The organism is Cellulosimicrobium sp. BMG9.22 (assembly GCF_059159975.1).
This window is the reverse complement of record NZ_JBZGBY010000007.1, coordinates 53,229-71,674: the sequence shown is the minus strand read 5'-3', so window position 1 is coordinate 71,674 and position 18,446 is coordinate 53,229. Positions and strand designations below refer to the sequence as shown.

At 74.9% G+C, this 18,446-nt stretch carries 17 protein-coding genes and 1 riboswitch; of the genes, 15 read left to right on the top strand and 2 right to left on the bottom strand.

Annotated features, from left to right (window positions below; translation table 11 throughout):
- The first annotated feature begins 29 nt into the window (after positions 1-29).
- The 6 genes from AC4H2H_RS07465 (at position 30) to AC4H2H_RS07440 (ending at position 7,182) form a co-directional block, all read left to right on the top strand.
- Positions 30-2,372 carry a primosomal protein N' family DNA-binding protein gene (locus tag AC4H2H_RS07465; protein ID WP_494370163.1) on the top strand — a complete coding sequence of 781 codons (2,343 nt, stop codon included), beginning with the start codon at positions 30-32 and terminating at the stop codon, positions 2,370-2,372.
- Positions 2,369-3,061, top strand: a complete 693-nt coding sequence (locus AC4H2H_RS07460) for an HAD family hydrolase (protein ID WP_494370162.1) — start codon at positions 2,369-2,371, stop codon at positions 3,059-3,061. The genes AC4H2H_RS07465 and AC4H2H_RS07460 overlap by 4 nt, the downstream gene beginning before the upstream one ends.
- Positions 3,062-3,071: 10 nt before the next feature.
- Positions 3,072-4,022 (top strand): methionyl-tRNA formyltransferase, encoded by a 951-nt coding sequence (gene fmt / locus AC4H2H_RS07455; protein WP_494370161.1) that lies wholly within the window; start codon positions 3,072-3,074, stop codon positions 4,020-4,022.
- The gene (locus AC4H2H_RS07450) at positions 4,019-5,599 is read left to right on the top strand and encodes an RsmB/NOP family class I SAM-dependent RNA methyltransferase (protein WP_494370160.1); all 1,581 of its coding nucleotides are present in this window, start codon (positions 4,019-4,021) and stop codon (positions 5,597-5,599) included. Before fmt ends, AC4H2H_RS07450 begins: the two co-directional genes overlap by 4 nt.
- Positions 5,600-5,686: 87 nt before the next feature.
- The gene (locus tag AC4H2H_RS07445; RefSeq protein WP_494370159.1) at positions 5,687-5,914 is read left to right on the top strand and encodes a helix-turn-helix transcriptional regulator; all 228 of its coding nucleotides are present in this window, start codon (positions 5,687-5,689) and stop codon (positions 5,912-5,914) included.
- A complete protein-coding gene (locus AC4H2H_RS07440; protein WP_494370158.1) occupies positions 5,911-7,182 on the top strand; it encodes a type II toxin-antitoxin system HipA family toxin in 1,272 nt (423 codons plus the stop codon). Before AC4H2H_RS07445 ends, AC4H2H_RS07440 begins: the two co-directional genes overlap by 4 nt.
- Positions 7,183-8,033: 851 nt before the next feature.
- Here the strand turns inward: AC4H2H_RS07440 and AC4H2H_RS07435 are convergent.
- Positions 8,034-8,663 carry a GNAT family N-acetyltransferase gene (locus tag AC4H2H_RS07435; protein WP_494370157.1) on the bottom strand — a complete coding sequence of 210 codons (630 nt, stop codon included), beginning with the start codon at positions 8,661-8,663 and terminating at the stop codon, positions 8,034-8,036.
- Between the two features lie 52 nt (positions 8,664-8,715).
- Here AC4H2H_RS07435 and rpe point away from each other — a divergent pair, with 52 nt between their 5' ends.
- The 8 genes from rpe (at position 8,716) to AC4H2H_RS07395 (ending at position 15,432) form a co-directional block, all read left to right on the top strand.
- Positions 8,716-9,384 carry a ribulose-phosphate 3-epimerase gene (gene rpe, locus AC4H2H_RS07430; RefSeq protein ID WP_494370156.1) on the top strand — a complete coding sequence of 223 codons (669 nt, stop codon included), beginning with the start codon at positions 8,716-8,718 and terminating at the stop codon, positions 9,382-9,384.
- Between the two features lie 248 nt (positions 9,385-9,632).
- Positions 9,633-9,759, top strand: a riboswitch (FMN riboswitch).
- A gap of 159 nt (positions 9,760-9,918) precedes the next feature.
- A complete protein-coding gene (gene ribD, locus AC4H2H_RS07425) occupies positions 9,919-11,064 on the top strand; it encodes a bifunctional diaminohydroxyphosphoribosylaminopyrimidine deaminase/5-amino-6-(5-phosphoribosylamino)uracil reductase RibD (RefSeq protein WP_494370155.1) in 1,146 nt (381 codons plus the stop codon).
- Complete coding sequence (locus AC4H2H_RS07420; protein WP_494370154.1) at positions 11,064-11,678, top strand: riboflavin synthase; 615 nt, start codon at positions 11,064-11,066, stop codon at positions 11,676-11,678. Before ribD ends, AC4H2H_RS07420 begins: the two co-directional genes overlap by 1 nt.
- 50 nt (positions 11,679-11,728) lie before the next feature.
- A complete protein-coding gene (ribB, locus tag AC4H2H_RS07415; RefSeq protein WP_494370243.1) occupies positions 11,729-13,096 on the top strand; it encodes a 3,4-dihydroxy-2-butanone-4-phosphate synthase in 1,368 nt (455 codons plus the stop codon).
- The gene (ribH, locus tag AC4H2H_RS07410; RefSeq protein WP_494370153.1) at positions 13,093-13,560 is read left to right on the top strand and encodes a 6,7-dimethyl-8-ribityllumazine synthase; all 468 of its coding nucleotides are present in this window, start codon (positions 13,093-13,095) and stop codon (positions 13,558-13,560) included. Before ribB ends, ribH begins: the two co-directional genes overlap by 4 nt.
- A gap of 91 nt (positions 13,561-13,651) precedes the next feature.
- On the top strand, positions 13,652-13,915 hold the full coding sequence (locus AC4H2H_RS07405; protein ID WP_024839663.1) for a phosphoribosyl-ATP diphosphatase: 264 nt from the start codon (positions 13,652-13,654) through the stop codon (positions 13,913-13,915).
- 109 nt (positions 13,916-14,024) lie between these two features.
- Positions 14,025-14,879, top strand: coding sequence for an ATP phosphoribosyltransferase (gene hisG / locus AC4H2H_RS07400; RefSeq protein ID WP_494370152.1), 855 nt, complete (start codon positions 14,025-14,027; stop codon positions 14,877-14,879).
- A 58-nt stretch (positions 14,880-14,937) separates the two neighbouring features.
- Positions 14,938-15,432 carry a PH domain-containing protein gene (locus AC4H2H_RS07395; RefSeq protein WP_494370151.1) on the top strand — a complete coding sequence of 165 codons (495 nt, stop codon included), beginning with the start codon at positions 14,938-14,940 and terminating at the stop codon, positions 15,430-15,432.
- A 97-nt stretch (positions 15,433-15,529) separates the two neighbouring features.
- On the opposite strand, the gene AC4H2H_RS07390 is transcribed toward AC4H2H_RS07395, so the two are convergent.
- Positions 15,530-17,431: a DEAD/DEAH box helicase gene (locus tag AC4H2H_RS07390; RefSeq protein ID WP_494370150.1), complete on the bottom strand. Its 1,902-nt coding sequence runs from the start codon at positions 17,429-17,431 to the stop codon at positions 15,530-15,532.
- Between the two features lie 400 nt (positions 17,432-17,831).
- Here AC4H2H_RS07390 and clsA point away from each other — a divergent pair, with 400 nt between their 5' ends.
- Positions 17,832-18,431, top strand: a complete 600-nt coding sequence (gene clsA, locus AC4H2H_RS07385; RefSeq protein WP_494370149.1) for a cardiolipin synthase ClsA — start codon at positions 17,832-17,834, stop codon at positions 18,429-18,431.
- The last annotated feature ends 15 nt before the right edge of the window (positions 18,432-18,446 follow it).

Here is an 18,446-nt window from a genome sequence, read left to right as displayed (position 1 = left end):
GTGAGGGCGGCGCGTGGTTCGATAGCGCCGTGAGCGAGCGGGACGACGCGACGGTGGCGGTGCAGGACGCCCTGCCCGGTGTCGTGCCCGCACGTCGCGAGCGGCGACCGGCACCGCCCGCGTCGCTCGAGATCACGGACGACAGGCCGGTGGCGCGGCTCGTGCTCGACCTGTCCCCGCCGCACCTCGACCGGGCGTTCGACTACCTCGTCCCCGTGCCGATGTCCGACGACGCGTGCCCCGGCGCGCGCCTCAAGGTCCGGTTCGCCGGGCGCGACGTCGACGGGTACGTGCTGGAGCGGCTCGAGCGCTCCGACCACGACGGGCGCCTCCTGCCGCTGCGCCGCGTCGTCTCGCCCGAGCCGGTGCTGTCGCCCGCGGTGGCGCGCCTCGCGCGTGCCGTCGCGGAGCACTACGCCGGCACCCTGTCGGACGTGCTGCGCCTCGCTGTCCCGCCGCGGCACGCGCGCGTCGAGCAGTCCCTCGTCGCGGCGGTCGCCGACGCGGCCGAGACCGGCGTCCCGGCGACCGACGTCGCTCCTGGCGCCACCGGGGAGCTCGTGCCCGCCGCGCAGCGTCGTGTGCCGGCGTGGGCGCCGTACCGCGCGGGGGCGGCGTTCCTCGCGCACGTCGCGGGCGGCGGCGCGCCCCGCGCCGTGTGGACCGCGCTGCCCGGTCTCGCGGACGACCCCACCGACCTCACCGACGCCGCCGGACCGGACCCGAGCACCACGACCCCCGGAGCCGCGGCGAAGGCGTCGACCCGGTCGGGGACGACGGGTCGCCCGCCCGCCCCAGGGCCGCGTCGGGCCTCGGACCCGGCGCCGGTGACGCACTGGGCGGCGGCGGTCGCCGAGGCGGTGCGGGCGGCGCGCTCCGGCGGGCGCGGCGCGCTCGTCGTCGTGCCCGACGCGCGGGACGTGGAGCAGGTGTGCGCGGCGCTCACCGACGCGGGCCTGGAGTCGTGGGACCAGGCCACCGGGGGCGACGTCGTGCGCCTGACCGCGGACGAGGGGCCCGCCCCGCGGTACCGCGCGTTCCTCGCGGTGCTGCACGGGCGCGCGCGCGTCGTCGTCGGGACGCGTGCGGCGGCCTTCGCCCCCGTCGCCGATCTCGGGCTCGTCGTGTGCTGGAACGACGGCGAGGGCACGCTCGCCGAGCCCCGTGCGCCGTACCCGCACGCCCGCGAGGTCCTCGCCCTGCGCAGCGAGCTGGAGGGCGCGGCGTTCCTGCTGGGGTCGCACGGGCGCACCGTCGCGGCGCAGGCCCTGGTCGCGCGGGGCTGGGCGCACGAGCTCGCCGCGCCCCGCGACGTCGTGCGCGCACGGGCTCCGCGCGTGCGCGCCCTGACCTCGGTCGAGCTGGCGTCCGAGGGTCCCGGCGCGGCGGCGCGCATCCCGACGGCGGCGTGGCGGGCCGCGCGCGCCGCGCTCGAGCACGGCCCCGTCCTGGTCCAGGTCCCGCGCTCGGGGTACGTGCCCGTCGTGGCGTGCGGGCGCTGCCGCACGCCCGCGCGCTGCACCGCGTGCCACGGCCCGCTCTCCGTCACCGGTGCCGGGGCGACGCCGCAGTGCGCGTGGTGCGGGGCGCTCGCGGGCGGCTGGTCGTGCCCCGAGTGCCACTGGACCGGGCTGCGCTCGGTCCGGGTCGGGTCGCAGCGCACGGCGGAGGAGCTGGGGCGTGCGTTCCCCGGTGTCCCCGTGCAGGTGTCCGGGGCGACCGCGGCCGGGGGCGTGCTCGCCGCGGTGTCGTCACGGCCGGCGCTCGTGGTGGCGACGCCGGGGGCCGAGCCGGTCGCCGCGGAGGGGTACGTCGCCGCGCTGCTGCTCGACGCCGCGACCAGCACCGCGCACGTGGGGCTCGACGTCGCTCAGGACGCGCTCGCGCGCTGGCTCGCCGCGGCCGCGCTCGTGCGGTCGGCGACCGCCGGCGGGCAGGTGCTGCTCGTCGGCGACGCCGCGCCGGTACCGACGAACGCGCTCGTGCGGTGGGATCCCGCGGGGCTCGCGGGCCGCGAGCTCGACGAGCGGGCCGAGCTCGCGCTCCCGCCGGCGGTGCGGGTGGCCGCGGTGACGGGGGACCGGTCCGCGGTCGCCGCGGTCCTCGACCGGGTCGAGCTCGCGGGCCCGGACACGGTGCTCGGCCCGGTGGAGGTCGCCGCGCCCGCGTCGCGAGGGGGGCGCGGTGGAGCCCCGGGGGTCCCGCCGTCGACGTCTCCGGGCGACGCGCCGCCGGTGCGCGCCGTCGTGCGCGTCCCCGTGCGCGACGGCCGTCGCCTCGCCCGAGAGCTCGCCGCGTCCGTCGCCGTCCGCTCGGCGCGCCGCGAGCCGGGCACCGTCCGCGTCGAGCTCGACCCGAAGGAGATCCTGTGACAGGCAACCGGCCCCCGAACCTCACCGGCGACGTCCCGCCCGGTGGCGCGGTCGAACGGGTGATCGACGCGGTGCTGTACGACTTCGGCAACGTGCTGGTCGGCTGGGACCCCTACGGGGCGTACGCGGGGCTCGACCGTGAGGTGGTCGACGCGTTCTTCGTCGACGTGGACTTCCGCAGCCTCAACCACGAGCGCGACGCCGGCGGGACGTGGGCGCAGGCGCGCGACCTCGTCACCGTGTCCCACCCGCACCACGTCGAGCTGCTCGAACGGTACGTCGAGCACTTTCCGGCCACCCTCACCGGGCCCGTCGAGGGCTCCGCGGAGCTCGTGCACGAGCTCCGCGACCTCGGGCTGCGCCTGTACGGGCTCACCAACTGGTCCGCCGAGCTCTACCCCCACGCGGCCCTCGCCGCGCCGGCGACGACCCTCATGGACGACGTGCTCGTCTCCGGCCGGGAGGGGCTCGCCAAGCCGGACCCCGCGATCTTCACGCTCGCGATCGACCGGTTCTGCCTCGACCCGGCCCGCACGCTGTTCACCGACGACAGCCCGGCGAACGTCGACGCCGCCGCGCGGCTCGGCCTGCGCACGCACCTGTTCGACGGCACTCCCGGCCTGCGCACCGCGCTGCGGGACCTGGGAGTGCCGGTGTCCACGACCGGGGAGGGCGTCCTCGACACCTAGACTCGGGCCCATGCGCCTGCTGTTCGCCGGGACCCCGGATACCGCGGTCCCGTCCCTCGACGCCCTCCTCGCCTCCCGTCACGACGTCGTCGCCGTCCTCACGCGCGCCGACGCGCCGTCGGGCCGGGGTCGGCGCCTGACCCCCAGCCCGGTGCGCGTGCGCGCCGAGGAGGCGGGGATCCCCGTGCTGACGGACCGTCCTCGCGGCGAGGAGTTCCTCTCGCGCCTGGCCGAGCTCGCCGTGGACGCCGCGCCCGTCGTCGCGTACGGCGAGATCCTGCGCCCGGACGTGCTCGCGGTGCCCCGTCATGGCTGGGTCAACCTGCACTTCTCCGTCCTGCCCGCGTGGCGCGGCGCCGCGCCCGTGCAGCGCGCGATCATGGCCGGGGACGAGGTCACGGGTGCCACGACCTTCCTCATCGAGCAGGGCCTGGACTCCGGCCCCACCCTGGGGACGACGACGGAGACGATCCGCCCGCGTGACACCGCCGGCGACCTCCTCGGCCGGCTCGCCGTCTCCGGGGCCGACCTCCTGGTCGCGACGCTCGACGCCCTCGAGGACGGCACGCTGCGCCCGCAGTCCCAGCCCTCCGACGGCGTCTCGCACGCCGCGAAGCTCACCCCCGCCGACGCGCAGGTGCGCTGGGACCACCCGGCGCTCGCGGTCGACCGGCTCGTGCGCGGCTGCACGCCGGCCCCCGGGGCCTGGACCACGGTGACCGACCCCGACGGGCGCCCTGCGCGCCTCGGGCTCGGGCCCGTCACGCCGCGCCCCGACGTCGTCGACCTCGCGCCCGGCCACGTGCGGGCCGGGAAGAAGGAGGTCCTCGTCGGCACCGCCTCGCACGCCGTGCAGCTCGGCGACGTCGCGCCCGTCGGCAAGAAGCAGATGCCCGCGGCGGACTGGGCGCGCGGCGCCAGGCTCTCCGGGCATCTCGTCCTCGGCACGGAGGCGGCATGAGCGGCGACCGTCCTTCGGGGGACCGCTCGGGAGGGCGCTCGAACCGTGATTCGAACGCACGTTCGAACGACGATCGGCGCGACGCCCGCGGGCGCCAGCGCAGCGCCGCCCGCTCTCGGGGAGAGGCGTCGCGCGGCACCGTCGCCCCCTCCCAGCGCCGCAAGGGCAGCGACCCCGCCCGTACCGCGGCGTTCGACGTCCTGCGCCAGGTCGACGGGTCCGACGCCTACGCGAACCTCGTCCTGCCGCCCCTCCTGCGCGAACGCGGCATCCGCGGCCGCGACGCCGGGTTCGCCACCGAGCTCGCCTACGGCACCCTGCGCCTGCGCGGACGCTACGACGCGATCCTCGCGCTCTGCCTCGACCGGCCCCTCGACCGCCTCGACGCGCCCGTGCTCGACCTCCTGCGCCTCGGCGCGCACCAGGTCCTCGGCATGCGCGTCCCGCAGCACGCCGCCGTGTCCGAGACCGTCGGCCTCGCCCGCGAGCGCACCGGCGCCGGCAGCGCCCAGCTCGTCAACGCCGTCCTGCGCCGCGTCGCCCGCACCCCCCTCGACGACTGGCTCACCACCCTCGCCGACGGCGCCCCCGACGCGCTCGCAGCGCTCGCGGCCACCCAGAGCCACCCCGTGTGGATCGCGCGCGCCCTGCGTGACGCGCTCGCCGGGAACGGGCGCCCCGTCGCCGAGCTCGACGCCGTCCTCGCCGCCGACAACGACGCCCCCCGCGTCACGCTCGTCGCGCGCCCGGGGCTCGCGGACCCGCGCGAGCTGTCCGCCGGGGACGACCGGCTCGAGCCCGCACGGTGGGCACCCACTGCACTGCGCCTCGAGGGTGGCGACCCGGCCGCGTTCGGCGCCGTCCGCGACGGCCGCGCCGGCGTCCAGGACGAGGGCAGCCAGCTCGTCGCCCTCGCCCTCGCCGCCGCACCCCTCGCGCCGTCGTCCGACGACGCACGGGACGTCCCGGACGCACGCTGGCTCGACCTGTGCGCGGGTCCCGGGGGCAAGGCCGCACTCCTCGGGGCGCTGGCCGCCGAGCGCGGCGCGCGCCTCGTCGCGAACGAGGTGCAGCCGCACCGCACGCGCCTCGTCGAGAAGGCCCTCGCCGCCGTCCCGGCCGACGCCGTCGAGGCCGTCCGCACCGGGGACGGGCGCGCCGTCGGGCAGGACGAGCCCGGCGCGTACGACCGGGTGCTGCTCGACGCACCGTGCACCGGGCTGGGTGCGCTGCGCCGTCGGCCGGAGTCCCGGTGGCGGCGCACGCCCGCGGACCTCGCCACGCTCAGCCGCCTGCAGCGCGAGCTCCTCGACTCCGCGCTCGATGCCGTGCGGCCCGGGGGAGTGGTCGGCTACGTCACGTGCTCGCCGCACCTCGCGGAGACCCAGGTCGTCGTCTCCGACGTGCTGCGCCGCCGCGACGACGTCGAGGTGCTCGACGCCCCGGCCGTCGTGCGCGACGTCGTCCGTCCCGAGGCGCGTGAGGCGATCGAGCTCGGCGACCGCCAGGACGTCCAGCTCTGGCCGCACGTCCACGGCACGGACGCCATGCACCTGACCCTCCTGCGCCGCATCTGACCAGGCCACTGCACCTTTGTCAGAATATTCGGCGACGATCCGTGTCATGATAGTCGGACATCGCTCGCTGACGGCAGGGGAGACGCCATGACAGGACGCTGGACGAGTGCTCGGAGCGCCCGCGACATCGGCGCAGCGGTCCGCAGGGCACGACGAGCGCAAGGAATCACCCAGGCCGACCTCGCCGACGATCTCGGCATCACCCGCCAGTACCTCTCCGAGCTCGAGAACGGCGTCGACAACCTCTACATCACCCGGCTCTTCGAAGTGCTCGACCATCTCGACATCACCCTCCGCCTCGAGGGCCGGTCGTGAGACGTGCCGAGGAGCTCCACCTCTGGCTCTACGGGACGCACACCGGGCGCTTCACACGACGACGAGACGACCGCGTCGACCTCACGTGGACCGACGAGGCCTATGAACGATGGGGGATCGGCGCGCGCACGCTGTCCCACCTCCTCCCGATGGAACCCGACGAACCACCGCACCCAGCCCGTGCCACCGCATGGCTCGACGGACTCATGCCCGAGGGACGCGCCCGCGACCAGATGGCCATGGAGGCTGCCGTCGATCCCGAGGACCACCTCTCCTTCTTCACCGCCTACGCGGGCGACACCATCGGCGCCGTCGAGCTGCGCCCCCCGGGCCCAACCGCCCCGCGCCCCGTCCCGGCCGAACGCCTCGACGACGCAGGCGTCGCCAAGCTCCTCCGGGAAGGCATCGCACGCTTCGGCGGAGTCGGACGCAGCAAGCACCTCACCAGCTCCCTGCCCGGCATGGAACCCAAGATCACCCTGCTCCACGACGAGCACGGCTGGGCCCGCCCCCACGGCTCCGCACCCACGACCCACATCCTCAAGGTCGCCCGCCCCGCCGACTCACCCACCGCCGACCTCGTCAACACCGAGGCCGCCGCACTCGACCTCGCCCGCCGCATCGCCCTCACCACCATCGACGCGCACGTCACCGAGTTCGACGGGGAACGCGCCATCGTCGTCACCCGCTACGACCGCGTCCCCGACCCTGCCCATCCCGGCCGCACCGCACGCCTCCACCAGGAGGACACCGCACAAGCCCTCGGCCTCAACACCCGCGACCCCGAACGCAAGTTCCAGCACGGACGCCGCTTCCCCTCCCTCACCGCCATCGCCCGCACCCTGCGCGACGACGGCACCCGCCCCGACCCCCTCCTCGCCCTCACCACCTTCAACCTCGCCATCGGCAACACCGACGCCCACGCCAAGAACATCTCCCTCCTGCGCTACGCCGACGGCACCGTCCGCCTCGCCCCCGCCTACGACGTCTCCATGCACCTCCACCACGACCACGCCTCCCGCGTCTTCGCCATGGACGTCGCCGGCGAACGCGACATGGACCGCCTCACCGCCGAGCACCTCGTCACCGAAGGGACCACTTGGGGCCTCCCGCGACAGCGCGCGCAGCGCGCCGTCGCCCAGACCCTCGACGACCTCCTCACGGCGCTCGCGGACGTCGACCGCGACGTCCACCCCGGTGTCAGCCGCCACGCCTGGCGCACGGTCGAGCAGCGCACGACGGACCTGCGCCGCGGCCTCGTGCTCTGATCCCAGCGCCGCGAGGTAGAACCCTGATCGCGCGAGGTAGCTCTCCGGGTGGCCGATGGCCCCACCATGGCGGGGCGGAAGACGAACACCGCGCCCGCCGTCATATCTCCGCAGGTGGGAGCGGTGCGGTGTTCTTTTTCCGAGCCAGAACCGTGGTCGTGTCGGACGGCGCGTGGCGGGGTTGGGTGGTCGGGGTGGGTGGGGGCGCCGCGTCGACCATCCGCCGCTCGTTCCTCGCGGCTCCCGCCAGGCCCGACCACGACGCGGCGCCCCCACCCACCCCGACCGGTGTCTTCTCGCCCTGGTCTTCGCTCACCCGGGCGAACCTGCCCGCGGGGCCGGTCTCCCGCCGCCTCGCCGCTGGGCCGCTCGCGGCTGGGTCGCTGGTCCTCGTAGCCTCCGGGCGGCTGCGCGCTGCGGTCGACGCCCGCCGCCCGTGCCGTCGTCGAGCACGACATGGCGCGCGGTCGAACACGACCTGAAGGTCGCCAGGCCCCAGTTAGCGACACTGATGTCGTGTTCGGCGCGTGACCACGGTCCGACCTGGCCGACCAGGCCTCTACCTCGTTGACCGAGGTCTCGGCGGACCAGGGTTCTATCTCGGCGGACCAGGGTTCTCCTTCGGCCGGCCCGGGGCCCGGGCGTCTGCCCGGGGTGAGGTGCTGGCGGAGCGGGTGGGGCGGCGTCGGATGCGAAGGGCGTCAAGGCCGCGCTCCTCAAACCCACGCCCGACGGACCAGGGCGACGGCGCGGACAGCCCGAGCACCGACGCCGCCCCACCCGCGGACCCGACCACGCGGGCCTGAGGCGCGACCCCGCACCGCGGGCCTGAGCACGGAATCTCGGACGGTTCAGAGGGAGCGTTGGAGGAGGATGGTGTCGACCCAGCGGCCGTGCTTGAAGCCGACGGCGGTCAAGCGGCCGACTTCCACGAAGCCGAAGCGCCGGTGCAGGGGAACCGAGCCGGCGGCCTCCGGAACATCGGCGACGACGGAGACCAGCTGCCGGACGCCCGCCGTCGCGCAGGTGTCCAGGAGTGCGCCGAGGAGTACCGTGCCGATCCCGAGGCCGGCGAACGCGGGGTCGAGGTAGACCGTGTCCTCGGCGGTGTGCCGGTAGGCGGGCTTCGGTCGCCACGGGGACGCGTACGCGTAGCCGGCGACGATGCGGCGTCCGGCTCCGTCCTGCCCGTCGGCGCTACTGTTCTCCCCGACCCCGGCGACCTCTGCGACGAGGAACGGGAGCCCGCGCGCTGTCACGTCGTCGAGCTTGCGCTCCCAGGCGGGACCGTCCCAGACGTCCTCCTCGAACGTCACGCAGGTCTCCCGGACGAAGTAGGCGGCGATCTCGGCCACGCGACCGAGGTCTCGGGGTGTCGCGGGCCGGACCCGTACGTCGGGGCGGGCGGTGCCGGGGGACGTCGGTCGAGGTGCGCCGGCGGACGTCGGTCGAGGTGCGCCGGGGGAGGGGACGGTGCTCACGGGAGGAGCCTACGAGCGCTTCCCCCGCCGCGTGCGCCCTAGGCTGGGACCCATGGCAGCCCTCATCGCCCCGAGCATCCTGTCCGCCGACTTCGCGAACCTCGAGCGCGACCTGAACGCCATCGCGATGGCGGACTATGCGCACGTCGACGTCATGGACAACCACTTCGTCCCGAACCTCACGCTCGGGCTGCCGGTGTTCGAGCGGCTCGCGCAGGTGTCGCCCGTCCCCATCGACGCGCACCTCATGATCGAGGACCCCGACCGCTGGGCCCCTGCCTACGCGGAGGCCGGGGCGGCGTCGGTCACGTTCCACGTCGAGGCCGCAGGAGCCCCTGTGCGGCTCGCGAGGGAGCTGCGCCGGCTCGGGGCGCGCGCCGGGGTCGCGCTGCGCCCAGCGACACCCGTGGAGCCCTTCCTGGACCTCCTGGCCGAGGTCGACATGATCCTCGTCATGACCGTGGAGCCCGGCTTCGGCGGCCAGTCCTTCATCGAGGGGACGCTGCCCAAGATCCGCCGGGCGCGTGAGGCCGTCGGCGAGTCGGGTCTCGACGTGTGGATCCAGGTCGACGGGGGAGTGTCGCGCTCGACGATCGAGCGGGCCGCCGACGCGGGCGCGAACGTGTTCGTCGCCGGGTCCGCGGTGTACGGGGCGGAGAACGTGCCGGGGGAGATCGAGGCGCTGCGTGACCTCGCGACGTCGGCTGCCCACGTCCACTGAGACGCACTGACGTGCGCTGACCCTCGTCGCCGGGCGGAGAAGACCTCGGCGTGCGAGCAGCCATCATCTTCTCGAAAAAATAGTGTGCCAAGCGCGCATCTCGAAGTAGACCACCTGACAACCCGCCTCGCCATCCAGCCTCGAGCACGGGGGTCTGGCCGGCGGGCGCACGCCGGCCGGCCAGGTGCCGGGCGGAGAGGCCGGGGGAATGGGCGAGTAGCATGCTCCGTTGAAGCAGCAGTACGCACGAACGTGCTCCGGGGTCGGTGTAATTCCGAGCCGGCGGTGACAGTCCGCGACCCGCGCCCTACGCGCGGTTGACCTGGTGGAACTCCAGGACCGACGGTGAAAGTCCGGATGGGAGGAAGCACGTGCGGCAGGGCCACGCCAGAGCGCGTGGTGCCTCGGCGACCCGCCGGGGCACCCGTCAGCGACGGTGACGGCCTTGCCGTGGTGAGCGACGACGTCGGACGCTGAGCGCCCCGACCCGCCGCCCGCCCTCACCCCGGAGCACCCGTGCTCGGGAGGAGGACGATGGGCGAGCATCCACGAACCCTGACGATCGACGCGGCGATGGCGCGCGCGCTCGAGCTCGCCGCACGCGGTCCGGCGCACGGTCCGAACCCCCGCGTCGGCTGCGTCCTCCTCGCCTCGGCGCCCGCCGACGGCCCGGCGCGCCCCGGCGCAGCGCCGGAGTCCGTCGACCCGCGCCCGCGGTCGGTCCTCGCCGAGGGCTACCACCGGGGCGCAGGGACGCCGCACGCGGAAGTCGCGGCTCTCGCCGACGCCCGGGAGAGGGGCGCCGACGTGAGGGGCGCGACCGCCGTCGTCACGCTCGAGCCGTGTGCCCACACCGGGCGTACCGGACCGTGCGCCGACGCCCTCGTCGGGGCGGGCATCGCCGAGGTCGTCCACGCCGTCGACGACCCGAACCCGACGGCGACCGGTGGTGCACGCCGCCTGAGCGCTGCCGGAGTGCGCGTGACGCGTGGGCTCCGTGCAGCGGAGGGCGAGGAGCTGCTCCGCGTCTGGCTCACGTCGGTACGTCGCGGTACGCCGTACGTCACGCTCAAGACAGCGACGACGCTCGACGGGTTCGTCGCGGCCCAGGACGGCACCAGCCGCTGGATCACGGGGCCGTCGGCACGTGCGCACGCGCACCGGGTGCGTGCCCAGGTGGACGCGATCGTCGTCGGCTCCGGCACGCTTCTCAGCGACGACCCGGAGCTCACGGCGCGCGTGCACGCCGACGCGAGCGGTGCCGCGAGCGCCGAGGGCCGCACCGAGGGTCTCGCGGCGCACCAGCCGCTGCGGGTCGTGGTGGGGCTGCGCGGGGTCCCGTCCGCGGCGCGAGTCCGGGGCCCGGGCGGTGAGCTGGTCCATCTCCTGACTCGCGACGTGGGGGAGGCGCTCGGACGGCTCGCGGAGCGGGAGGTCCGCCACGTGCTCGTGGAGGGTGGCCCGACGCTCGCGACAGCGTTCCTCGCGGCCGGGGCGGTCGATGAGCTGCACTCGTACGTCGCGCCGGTGCTGCTGGGCGACGGGCGTCGGATGGTCGGCGGCCTGGGGGTGTCGTCGATCGCGGACGCGCTCCGGTTCCGCACGGTCGAGGTGAGGCGTGTCGGGGACGACGCGCTCGTGGTGTCCAGGAACAGTGGTCGAGAGGATGGAGCAGTCTGATGTTCACGGGGATCGTCGAGGAGATGGGGAAGGTCCGGGAGGTCGCGTACCCGGGCGGTGAGGGTGGCGGGGACGCGGTCCTCACGATCGTGGGTCCGCTGGTGACGTCGGACGCGGGGCTGGGGGACTCGATCGCGGTGAACGGCGTGTGCCTCACCGTGACGAGCGTGGGTGAGGACGGGTCGTTCACGGCGGACGTCATGCCGGAGTCGCTGCGGCGCACGGCGCTGGGGGATCTCGCCACGGGTTCCCCGGTGAACCTGGAGCGGGCGGTCCGCGCCGACGCGCGGCTGGGCGGGCATGTCGTCCAGGGCCACGTGGACGGCGTCGGCACGCTGGTGAGCCGGGCGCCGGGGGAGCGCTGGGACGACCTGGTGTTCTCGGCGCCGACGGGGCTGACCCGGTACGTCGCTGAGAAGGGCTCGATCGCGGTGAGCGGTGTGTCGCTCACCGTGACGCACGTGGACGACGAGTCGTTCGGCGTCTCGCTCATCCCGACGACGCTCGAGGCGACGATCCTCGGCGGGCTGGTGCCGGGCGACCGCGTGAACCTCGAGGTGGACGTGCTCGCGAAGTACGTCGAGCGCCTCCTTGCCGCCGGGAGCGCGTCGTGACGCGCGACGACGTCGTCGGACGGGCCGCGAGCGCCGCGGTCGGCCCGGGGGTGGGGGTGCGGCTGGGGTCGGTCGAGGAGGCGCTGGCGGAGATCCGGGCGGGTCGGCCGGTGCTGGTGGCGGACTCGCCGGACCGGGAGAACGAGGCGGACGTGGTGTTCGCGGCGCAGGGGGTGTCGGCGGAGTGGGTGGCGTGGACGATCCGGCATTCGTCGGGGTACCTGTGCGCGCCGATGCCGGCGGCGCGGGCGGATGCTCTGGAGCTGCCGTTGATGGTGCCGCACAGCCAGGATCCGCGGCGCACGGCGTACACGGTGACGGTGGACGCGGCGACGGGGGTGACGACGGGGATCTCGGCGGAGGACCGGGCGCGGACGTTGCGGGTGCTGGCGGACCCGGCGTCGGGGCCGGTGGACCTGATCCGGCCGGGGCACGTCCTGCCGCTGCGGGCGGTGCCGGGTGGCGTGCTGCACCGTGCGGGGCACACGGAGGCGGCGGTGGACCTGGTGCGCCTGGCCGGGGCGGGGGAGGTCGGGGGGATCGCGGAGCTCGTGCACGACGACGGGACGATGATGCGGCTGGAGGACGCGGCGGCTCTCGCGGAGCGGGACGGGCTGGTGCTCCTGACGATCGCGGACCTCGTGGCGTGGCGGCTGGAGCACGACCCCGCGCCCACCGTGTCGGCTGCCGACGTGCCGGACCGGGAGCAGCTGGCACGGCGGGTGCACCGCACGGCGGAGGCGGACCTCCCGACGGCGCACGGCCGGTTCCGCGTCATCGGGTACCGGGACCTGCGTACGGGCGCGGAGCACGTGGCGCTCGTGCCCGCGGTCTCGCCCACCGGTGCCGTGGGCCCGGGTGACGCCGACGCGGCGGCCGCGAGCGCCGTCGGGCCGGTGGACGGTGTCCCCGTGGTGCGGGTGCACTCGGAGTGCCTGACGGGTGACGCGTTCGGGTCGCTGCGGTGTGACTGCGGGCCGCAGCTGCAGGCGGCGATGGAGCGGGTCGCGCTCGAGGGGGGTGCTGTGGTGTACCTGCGGGGCCACGAGGGGCGGGGTATCGGGTTGCTCGCGAAGATCGGAGCGTACGAGCTGCAGGACGCGGGTCTGGACACGGTGCAGGCGAACCTGGAGCTGGGGTGGCCGGTGGACCGTCGGGAGTACGGGGCGGCGGCGGCGATCCTGGCGGACCTGGGGTTGTCGCGGGTGCGGCTGCTGACGAACAACCCGGCGAAGGTGACGGGTCTGGTGGCCTCGGGCATCGACGTCGCGGGGACGGAGCGGATCGAGGTGGGTCACGGTGAGCACAACCGGGCGTACCTGGTGACGAAGAAGGTGGCGATGGGTCACCTGCTGGACACGGTGGAGGCCCCGGACGGGGTCGAGGCGGGTACGACGACGAAGGAGGACGAGGGATGAGCGGAGCAGGAGCGCCGACGATCAGCGTGGACGGAACGGGACTGCGGGTGGTGGTGGTCGCGGCGAGCTGGCACACGCAGGTGATGGACGGGTTGGTGGCGGGGGCGCGGCGCGCGTTGGCGGCGGCGAACGTGTCGCACGTGACGGAGGTCCGTGTGCCGGGCTCGTTCGAGCTGCCGGTCGCGGCGGCGCGTGCGGTGGAGCACGGCGCGGACGCGGTGGTGGCGCTCGGGGTGGTGATCCGTGGGGGGACGCCGCACTTCGAGTACGTGTGCCAGGCGGCGACGTCGGGCCTGACGGACGTGAGCGTGCGCACGGGCGTGCCGGTGGGGTTCGGGCTGCTCACGTGCGACGACGAGCAGCAGGCGCTGGACCGTGCGGGCCTGGAGGGGTCACGCGAGGACAAGGGTGCGGAGGCGGCCGAGGCGGCGGTCGCGACCGTGGTAGCGCTGCGGAACCTGTAGCGGCGCTGGACCGGGGGCGGTGCCGGCGGGCGGGTGCCCGCTGGGCGGACCCGTCCCCGGTCGCCGGCGGTGGCCCGATACCCTGGGGCGCGTGAAGACGTTCGAGTCCCTGTTCGCGGAGCTCTCCGAGAAGGCCACGACCCGACCCGCCGGTTCCGGCACGGTCGCGGAGCTGGACGCCGGGGTGCATGCGATCGGGAAGAAGGTGGTCGAGGAGGCCGCCGAGGTCTGGATGGCCGCCGAGTACGAGGGCGACGTGAAGACGGCGGAGGAGATCTCCCAGCTCCTCTACCACCTGCAGGTCCTCATGCTGGCGAAGGGCCTGAGCCTGCAGGACGTGTACGAGCATCTGTGAGCGGCCGTGCCGGTGAGCGTCCCGCTCACCGGCCGCGAGCGCCGCTCGCCCCGTGCTCGTCCCGTCCCGGTTCCTCCCCTGCCGTCTCCTGTGAAACGAAGGTCCTGCCATGCTGCGTATCGCCGTCCCCAACAAGGGGTCCCTGTCCGAGCCCGCCGTCGAGATGCTGCGCGAGGCGGGGTACCGCCAGCGGCGTGACTCGCGCGAGCTCGTGCTCGCGGACCCGGACAACGACGTCGAGTTCTTCTTCCTGCGCCCGCGCGACATCGCGGTGTACGTGGGGTCGGGCACGGTCGACGTCGGGATCACGGGCCGTGACCTGCTCCTGGACTCGGGCGCGGACGCGGTGGAGCACATGCAGCTCGGGTTCGGCGGGTCGACGTTCCGGTACGCGGCCCCCGCAGGGGCGATCACGTCGCTCGAGCAGGTGCAGGGGCTGCGGGTGGCGACGTCGTACGAGGTGCTCGTCGAGGCGCACCTGCGCTCGCACGGGGTGGACGCGACGGTCGTGCACCTGGACGGTGCGGTCGAGTCGGCGGTGCAGCTCGGGGTGGCGGACGTCGTCGCGGACGTCGTGTCGACGGGCACCACGCTGCGCGGTGCGGGCCTCGAGGTGTTCGGTGACCCGATCCTCGTGTCGGAGGCCGTGCTCATCCGCCCGCGCGCGGTCGCGGAGGCGGACGTCCCGGCGGGCGTGGAGGTGCTGAGCCGGCGCCTGCAGGGCGTGCTGACCGCACGCCAGTACGTCCTCATGGACTACGACGTCCCCGTGTCCCTCGTCGAGCAGGCGGTCGCGATCACGCCGGGGCTGGAGTCGCCCACCGTGTCACCGCTGCACGACCGCGACTGGGCGGCCGTGCGCGCGATGGTGCGCCGCGACCAGACCAACCAGGTCATGGACGCCCTGTACGACGTCGGGGCGCGCGCCATCCTCGTCACGAGGATCCACGCGTCGCGCCTCTGACGCTCGCGTGTCGCCGTGAGCGCCTGTGAGGGTGGAGCGGTCGTGAGACGGTGGCGGCATGAGCGGTGAGACGTTCCCCGACCCGGGGCTGCCGGGCGAGCGCGAGGACGACCCGTACCGGCCGTTCCGGCCGCGCTTCGGCCTGGTGTCGGCGTGGGCGACGGGGATCGTGGTCGTCGGCGGGTGCGTCGTCGTGGGCCTGCTCGCGACGGGGCCGCTGGGCACGGCGTGGGTGAACCGGCTCTCCCTCGCGGCGTTCGCGCTCTTCGCGGCGTGGCTGCTGTGGCGCCTCGGCGGGGTGCACGCGGTGCCGTCACGAACAGGTCTGCGCGTGCGGAACGTCATCTACACGCGCGAGCTCGAGTGGGCGCAGGTCGTGTCCGTGCGCTTCGGCAGCGGCGACGCGTGGGTGCGTCTCGACCTCGCGGACGGGTCCACGCTCGCGGTGATGGGCATCCAGCGGGCCGACGGCGCACGCGGCGACCTCGAGGCACGCCGCCTCGCCGCACTCGTCCAGGCGCACGGCGAGGCCCGGGAGGCGCCGCCGGCCTGAGTCCGGCACGACGTCTGAAAGCGAGAAGCGGCTCCTGGATCGAAGGATCCAGGAGCCGCTTCTCACGTCTCGGCGGACGAGGTCCGCCAGGAGCCGGTCAGTAAGCCGTGCGCTGGCGCGGCTTGCGGTCGCCCCGGTCGTCGGAGCGGTCGACGCGGTCACGACGCTCGTCGCGACGACCGGACGGGCCGTGCGCGGCGCGCGGACGGTCGCCGGCCGGGCGCGGCCCGCGGGCCGCCGCCGGTGCGCCCTCGTCGAGGCGGATGCGCAGCGCCTTGCCCGCGACCCGCGCGCGCGAGATGCGGTCCATCGTCGCCTCGTCGAGCGGTGCGCTGATGTCGACCAGCGAGAACGACGGGAAGATGTCGATCTTGCCGACGTCCGAGCCGGTGAGACCGGCCTCGTTCGTCAGCGCGCCGACGATCCCGCCGGGCAGCACGCCGTCCTTGTGACCGACGGCGAGGCGGTAGCGCGTCCCGGTGGCGTCGCGGCGGATGCCGCGCCCACCGGTCTCCCGGCCCGGCCGGTCGCCGCGCGGGCCGCGGTCGCCCGCGCGCTCGGGACGACGGGCCTGCTCACGCGCCTGGGCGCGCTCGGCCTCGAACCGCTCCTGCTCCTCGCGGGCCTGCGGGCCGTCGTCACCGACGGCGAGCGCCACCATCGCGGCCGCGAGGTCGACGGGGTCGACGTCGTTCTCGGCCACGAACGCACGCACCAGCTCCGTGTACAGGGACAGGCGCCCGGCCTCGCGGCGTGCGGGGACCTGGCCGAGGAGCCGACGTGCCTTGTGCGCGGACACGTCCGCGGGGGAGGGGATCTCGATCTCCTGGAGCGGGGTGCGGGTCGTGCGCTCGATGGCGCGCAGCCGGCCGCGCTCGTGCGGGGTGACGAAGCTCAGGGCCTCACCGGTGCGCCCCGCACGGCCGGTGCGGCCGATGCGGTGCACGTACGCCTCGGGCTCGCCCGGGAGGTCGAAGTTCACGACGAGGCCGATGCGTTCGACGTCGAGGCCGCGCGCGGCGACGTCGGTCGCGACGAGCACGTCCAGCGCGCCGGAGCGCAGGCGCTCGACGATCTTCTCGCGGTCCTTCTGCGCGACGTCGCCCGAGATGGTCGCGGCGGAGATGCCCCGCTCGATGAGCGCCGACCCGACCTCCTCGGCCGCGCCACGCGTGCGGGTGAACACGATCGCCGCGTCCGCGTCGGAGACGGCGAGCACGCGGGCGAGCGCGCCCGTCTTGTGGCGGAACGGCACGACGGCGTACGTCTGGTTCACACCCGTCACCGTGGACGACTGGCGCGCGACCGCGATCTCGACGGGGTCGACCAGGTGCTCGTTCGCGACCCGGCGGATCGGCGCGGGCATCGTCGCGGAGAAGAGCGCGACCTGACGCTCACGGGGCGCGCGGGAGAAGATCGTGTCGACGTCCTCCGCGAAACCCATGCGCAGCATCTCGTCCGCCTCGTCCAGCACGAGGAACCGCACGTCGTCGAGCACGAGGGTGCCGCGCTCGATGTGGTCGATGACGCGTCCCGGCGTGCCGACGACGACCTGCGCGCCGGCCGCGAGCGCCCGCTGCTGGGGCTGGTAGGGCGAGCCGCCGTACACGGCGACGACGTCGAGGCGGGGAAGGTGCGACGCGAACGACACGATCGCGTCGGCGACCTGCATCGCGAGCTCGCGCGTCGGCGTCAGGACGACGGCCTGCACGTGGCGGTGGGTGGGGTCGATCGCGGCGAGCAGCGGAAGGCCGAACGCGGCGGTCTTGCCGGTGCCGGTCTGCGCGACGCCCGTGATGTCGCGGCCGGCGAGGAGCGCCGGGATGGCCTCGGCCTGGATCGCGGACGGGGTGACGAACCCGAGGTCGGCGACGGCGCGCTCGAGCGGCGCGGGCAGGCCGAGGTCGGCGAACACGGGGCCCGTGGGGGCAGCCGGCTCGGGGAGGGAGTCGGTGGAGTGGTCGGAGGCGTGCGAGGGCGCGACGACGTCAGCAGTCATGAAGGGGTGAGGACCGTTTCGTTCGGGGTGTGGAGTGGCGTGCGGTCGCCAGGTGGGCTCTCGCAGGTCGCACTCCCGAACACACCTGGCCGACCACCGAGAATCACGGGGACTCACCGGGGGACCGGCCGCTCTCACGGACACACGCGGGACGAGCGACGAACTCCAAAGGTCCTCCCATCCTACCGGAGCACGGCGTGGGGCGGGTGGGCGGGACCGGTGACGTCCCTCACCCGTGGGTCGCGGTACCGCGTGCCGCGCGGACGAACCGGGTGATTTCCGGCCGGTCGAGGCGCCACGCCCCGCGGGGCAGCGCCCGACGCAGGGCCGCGTACGTAGGATGATCGGGCGCGGTGTGTTGCCGCGGGAGTCGGCGCGACGTGAGCACGGGGCGGTGGGTGTGGCAGCAGGACAGCAGGTCAGCTCGCGCGTCCTGACCGTCCCGAACGTCATCAGCCTCCTCCGGTTGCTGCTGGTCCCCGTCTTCGCCGTCCTCATCGTCCAGGGCGACGACGTGTGGGCGCTCGTCGTGCTCGCCGTGTCCGGCGCGTCGGACTGGCTCGACGGCGTGCTCGCGCGGCGCCTCGACCAGGTGAGCCGCCTCGGGCAGATGCTCGACCCCGCGGCCGACCGTCTCTTCATCTTCGTCACGCTCCTCGGGCTCGCGTGGCGCGACGTCGTGCCGCTGTGGCTCGTCGTCGTCATCGTCGGGCGCGACGTGCTCCTCGCGTGCCTCCTGCCCGTGCTGGCGCGGCACGGCTACGGGACGCTGCCCGTGAGCTTCGCCGGCAAGGCGGGCACGTTCGCACTGCTGTACGCGTTCCCGCTGCTCCTCCTCGCCGAGATGCCCGGGTGGTTCGGCGACGTCGCGGCCGTCACCGGCTGGGCGTTCACCTGGTGGGGGGTCGGGCTCTACTGGCTCGCCGGGGCGCAGTACGTGGCCCAGACGCGGGCGCTCGTCTCCGCCGACGGCACGACCACGACGGGAGAACAGCAGTGACCGGCAGCGGACCGG

Bases quoted from the DNA above. Each gene is read 5' to 3' on its own strand.
- fmt (WP_494370161.1), top strand. From the start codon at position 3,072: ATGCGCCTGCTGTTCGCCGGGACCCCGGATACCGCGGTCCCGTCCCTC.
- AC4H2H_RS07450 (WP_494370160.1), top strand. From the start codon at position 4,019: ATGAGCGGCGACCGTCCTTCGGGGGACCGCTCGGGAGGGCGCTCGAAC.
- rpe (WP_494370156.1), top strand. From the start codon at position 8,716: ATGGCAGCCCTCATCGCCCCGAGCATCCTGTCCGCCGACTTCGCGAAC.
- AC4H2H_RS07395 (WP_494370151.1), top strand. From the start codon at position 14,938: ATGAGCGGTGAGACGTTCCCCGACCCGGGGCTGCCGGGCGAGCGCGAG.
- AC4H2H_RS07445 (WP_494370159.1), top strand. From the start codon at position 5,687: ATGACAGGACGCTGGACGAGTGCTCGGAGCGCCCGCGACATCGGCGCA.
- ribH (WP_494370153.1), top strand. From the start codon at position 13,093: ATGAGCGGAGCAGGAGCGCCGACGATCAGCGTGGACGGAACGGGACTG.
- ribD (WP_494370155.1), top strand. From the start codon at position 9,919: ATGGGCGAGCATCCACGAACCCTGACGATCGACGCGGCGATGGCGCGC.
- AC4H2H_RS07420 (WP_494370154.1), top strand. From the start codon at position 11,064: ATGTTCACGGGGATCGTCGAGGAGATGGGGAAGGTCCGGGAGGTCGCG.
- AC4H2H_RS07390 (WP_494370150.1), bottom strand. From the start codon at position 17,431: ATGACTGCTGACGTCGTCGCGCCCTCGCACGCCTCCGACCACTCCACC.
- hisG (WP_494370152.1), top strand. From the start codon at position 14,025: ATGCTGCGTATCGCCGTCCCCAACAAGGGGTCCCTGTCCGAGCCCGCC.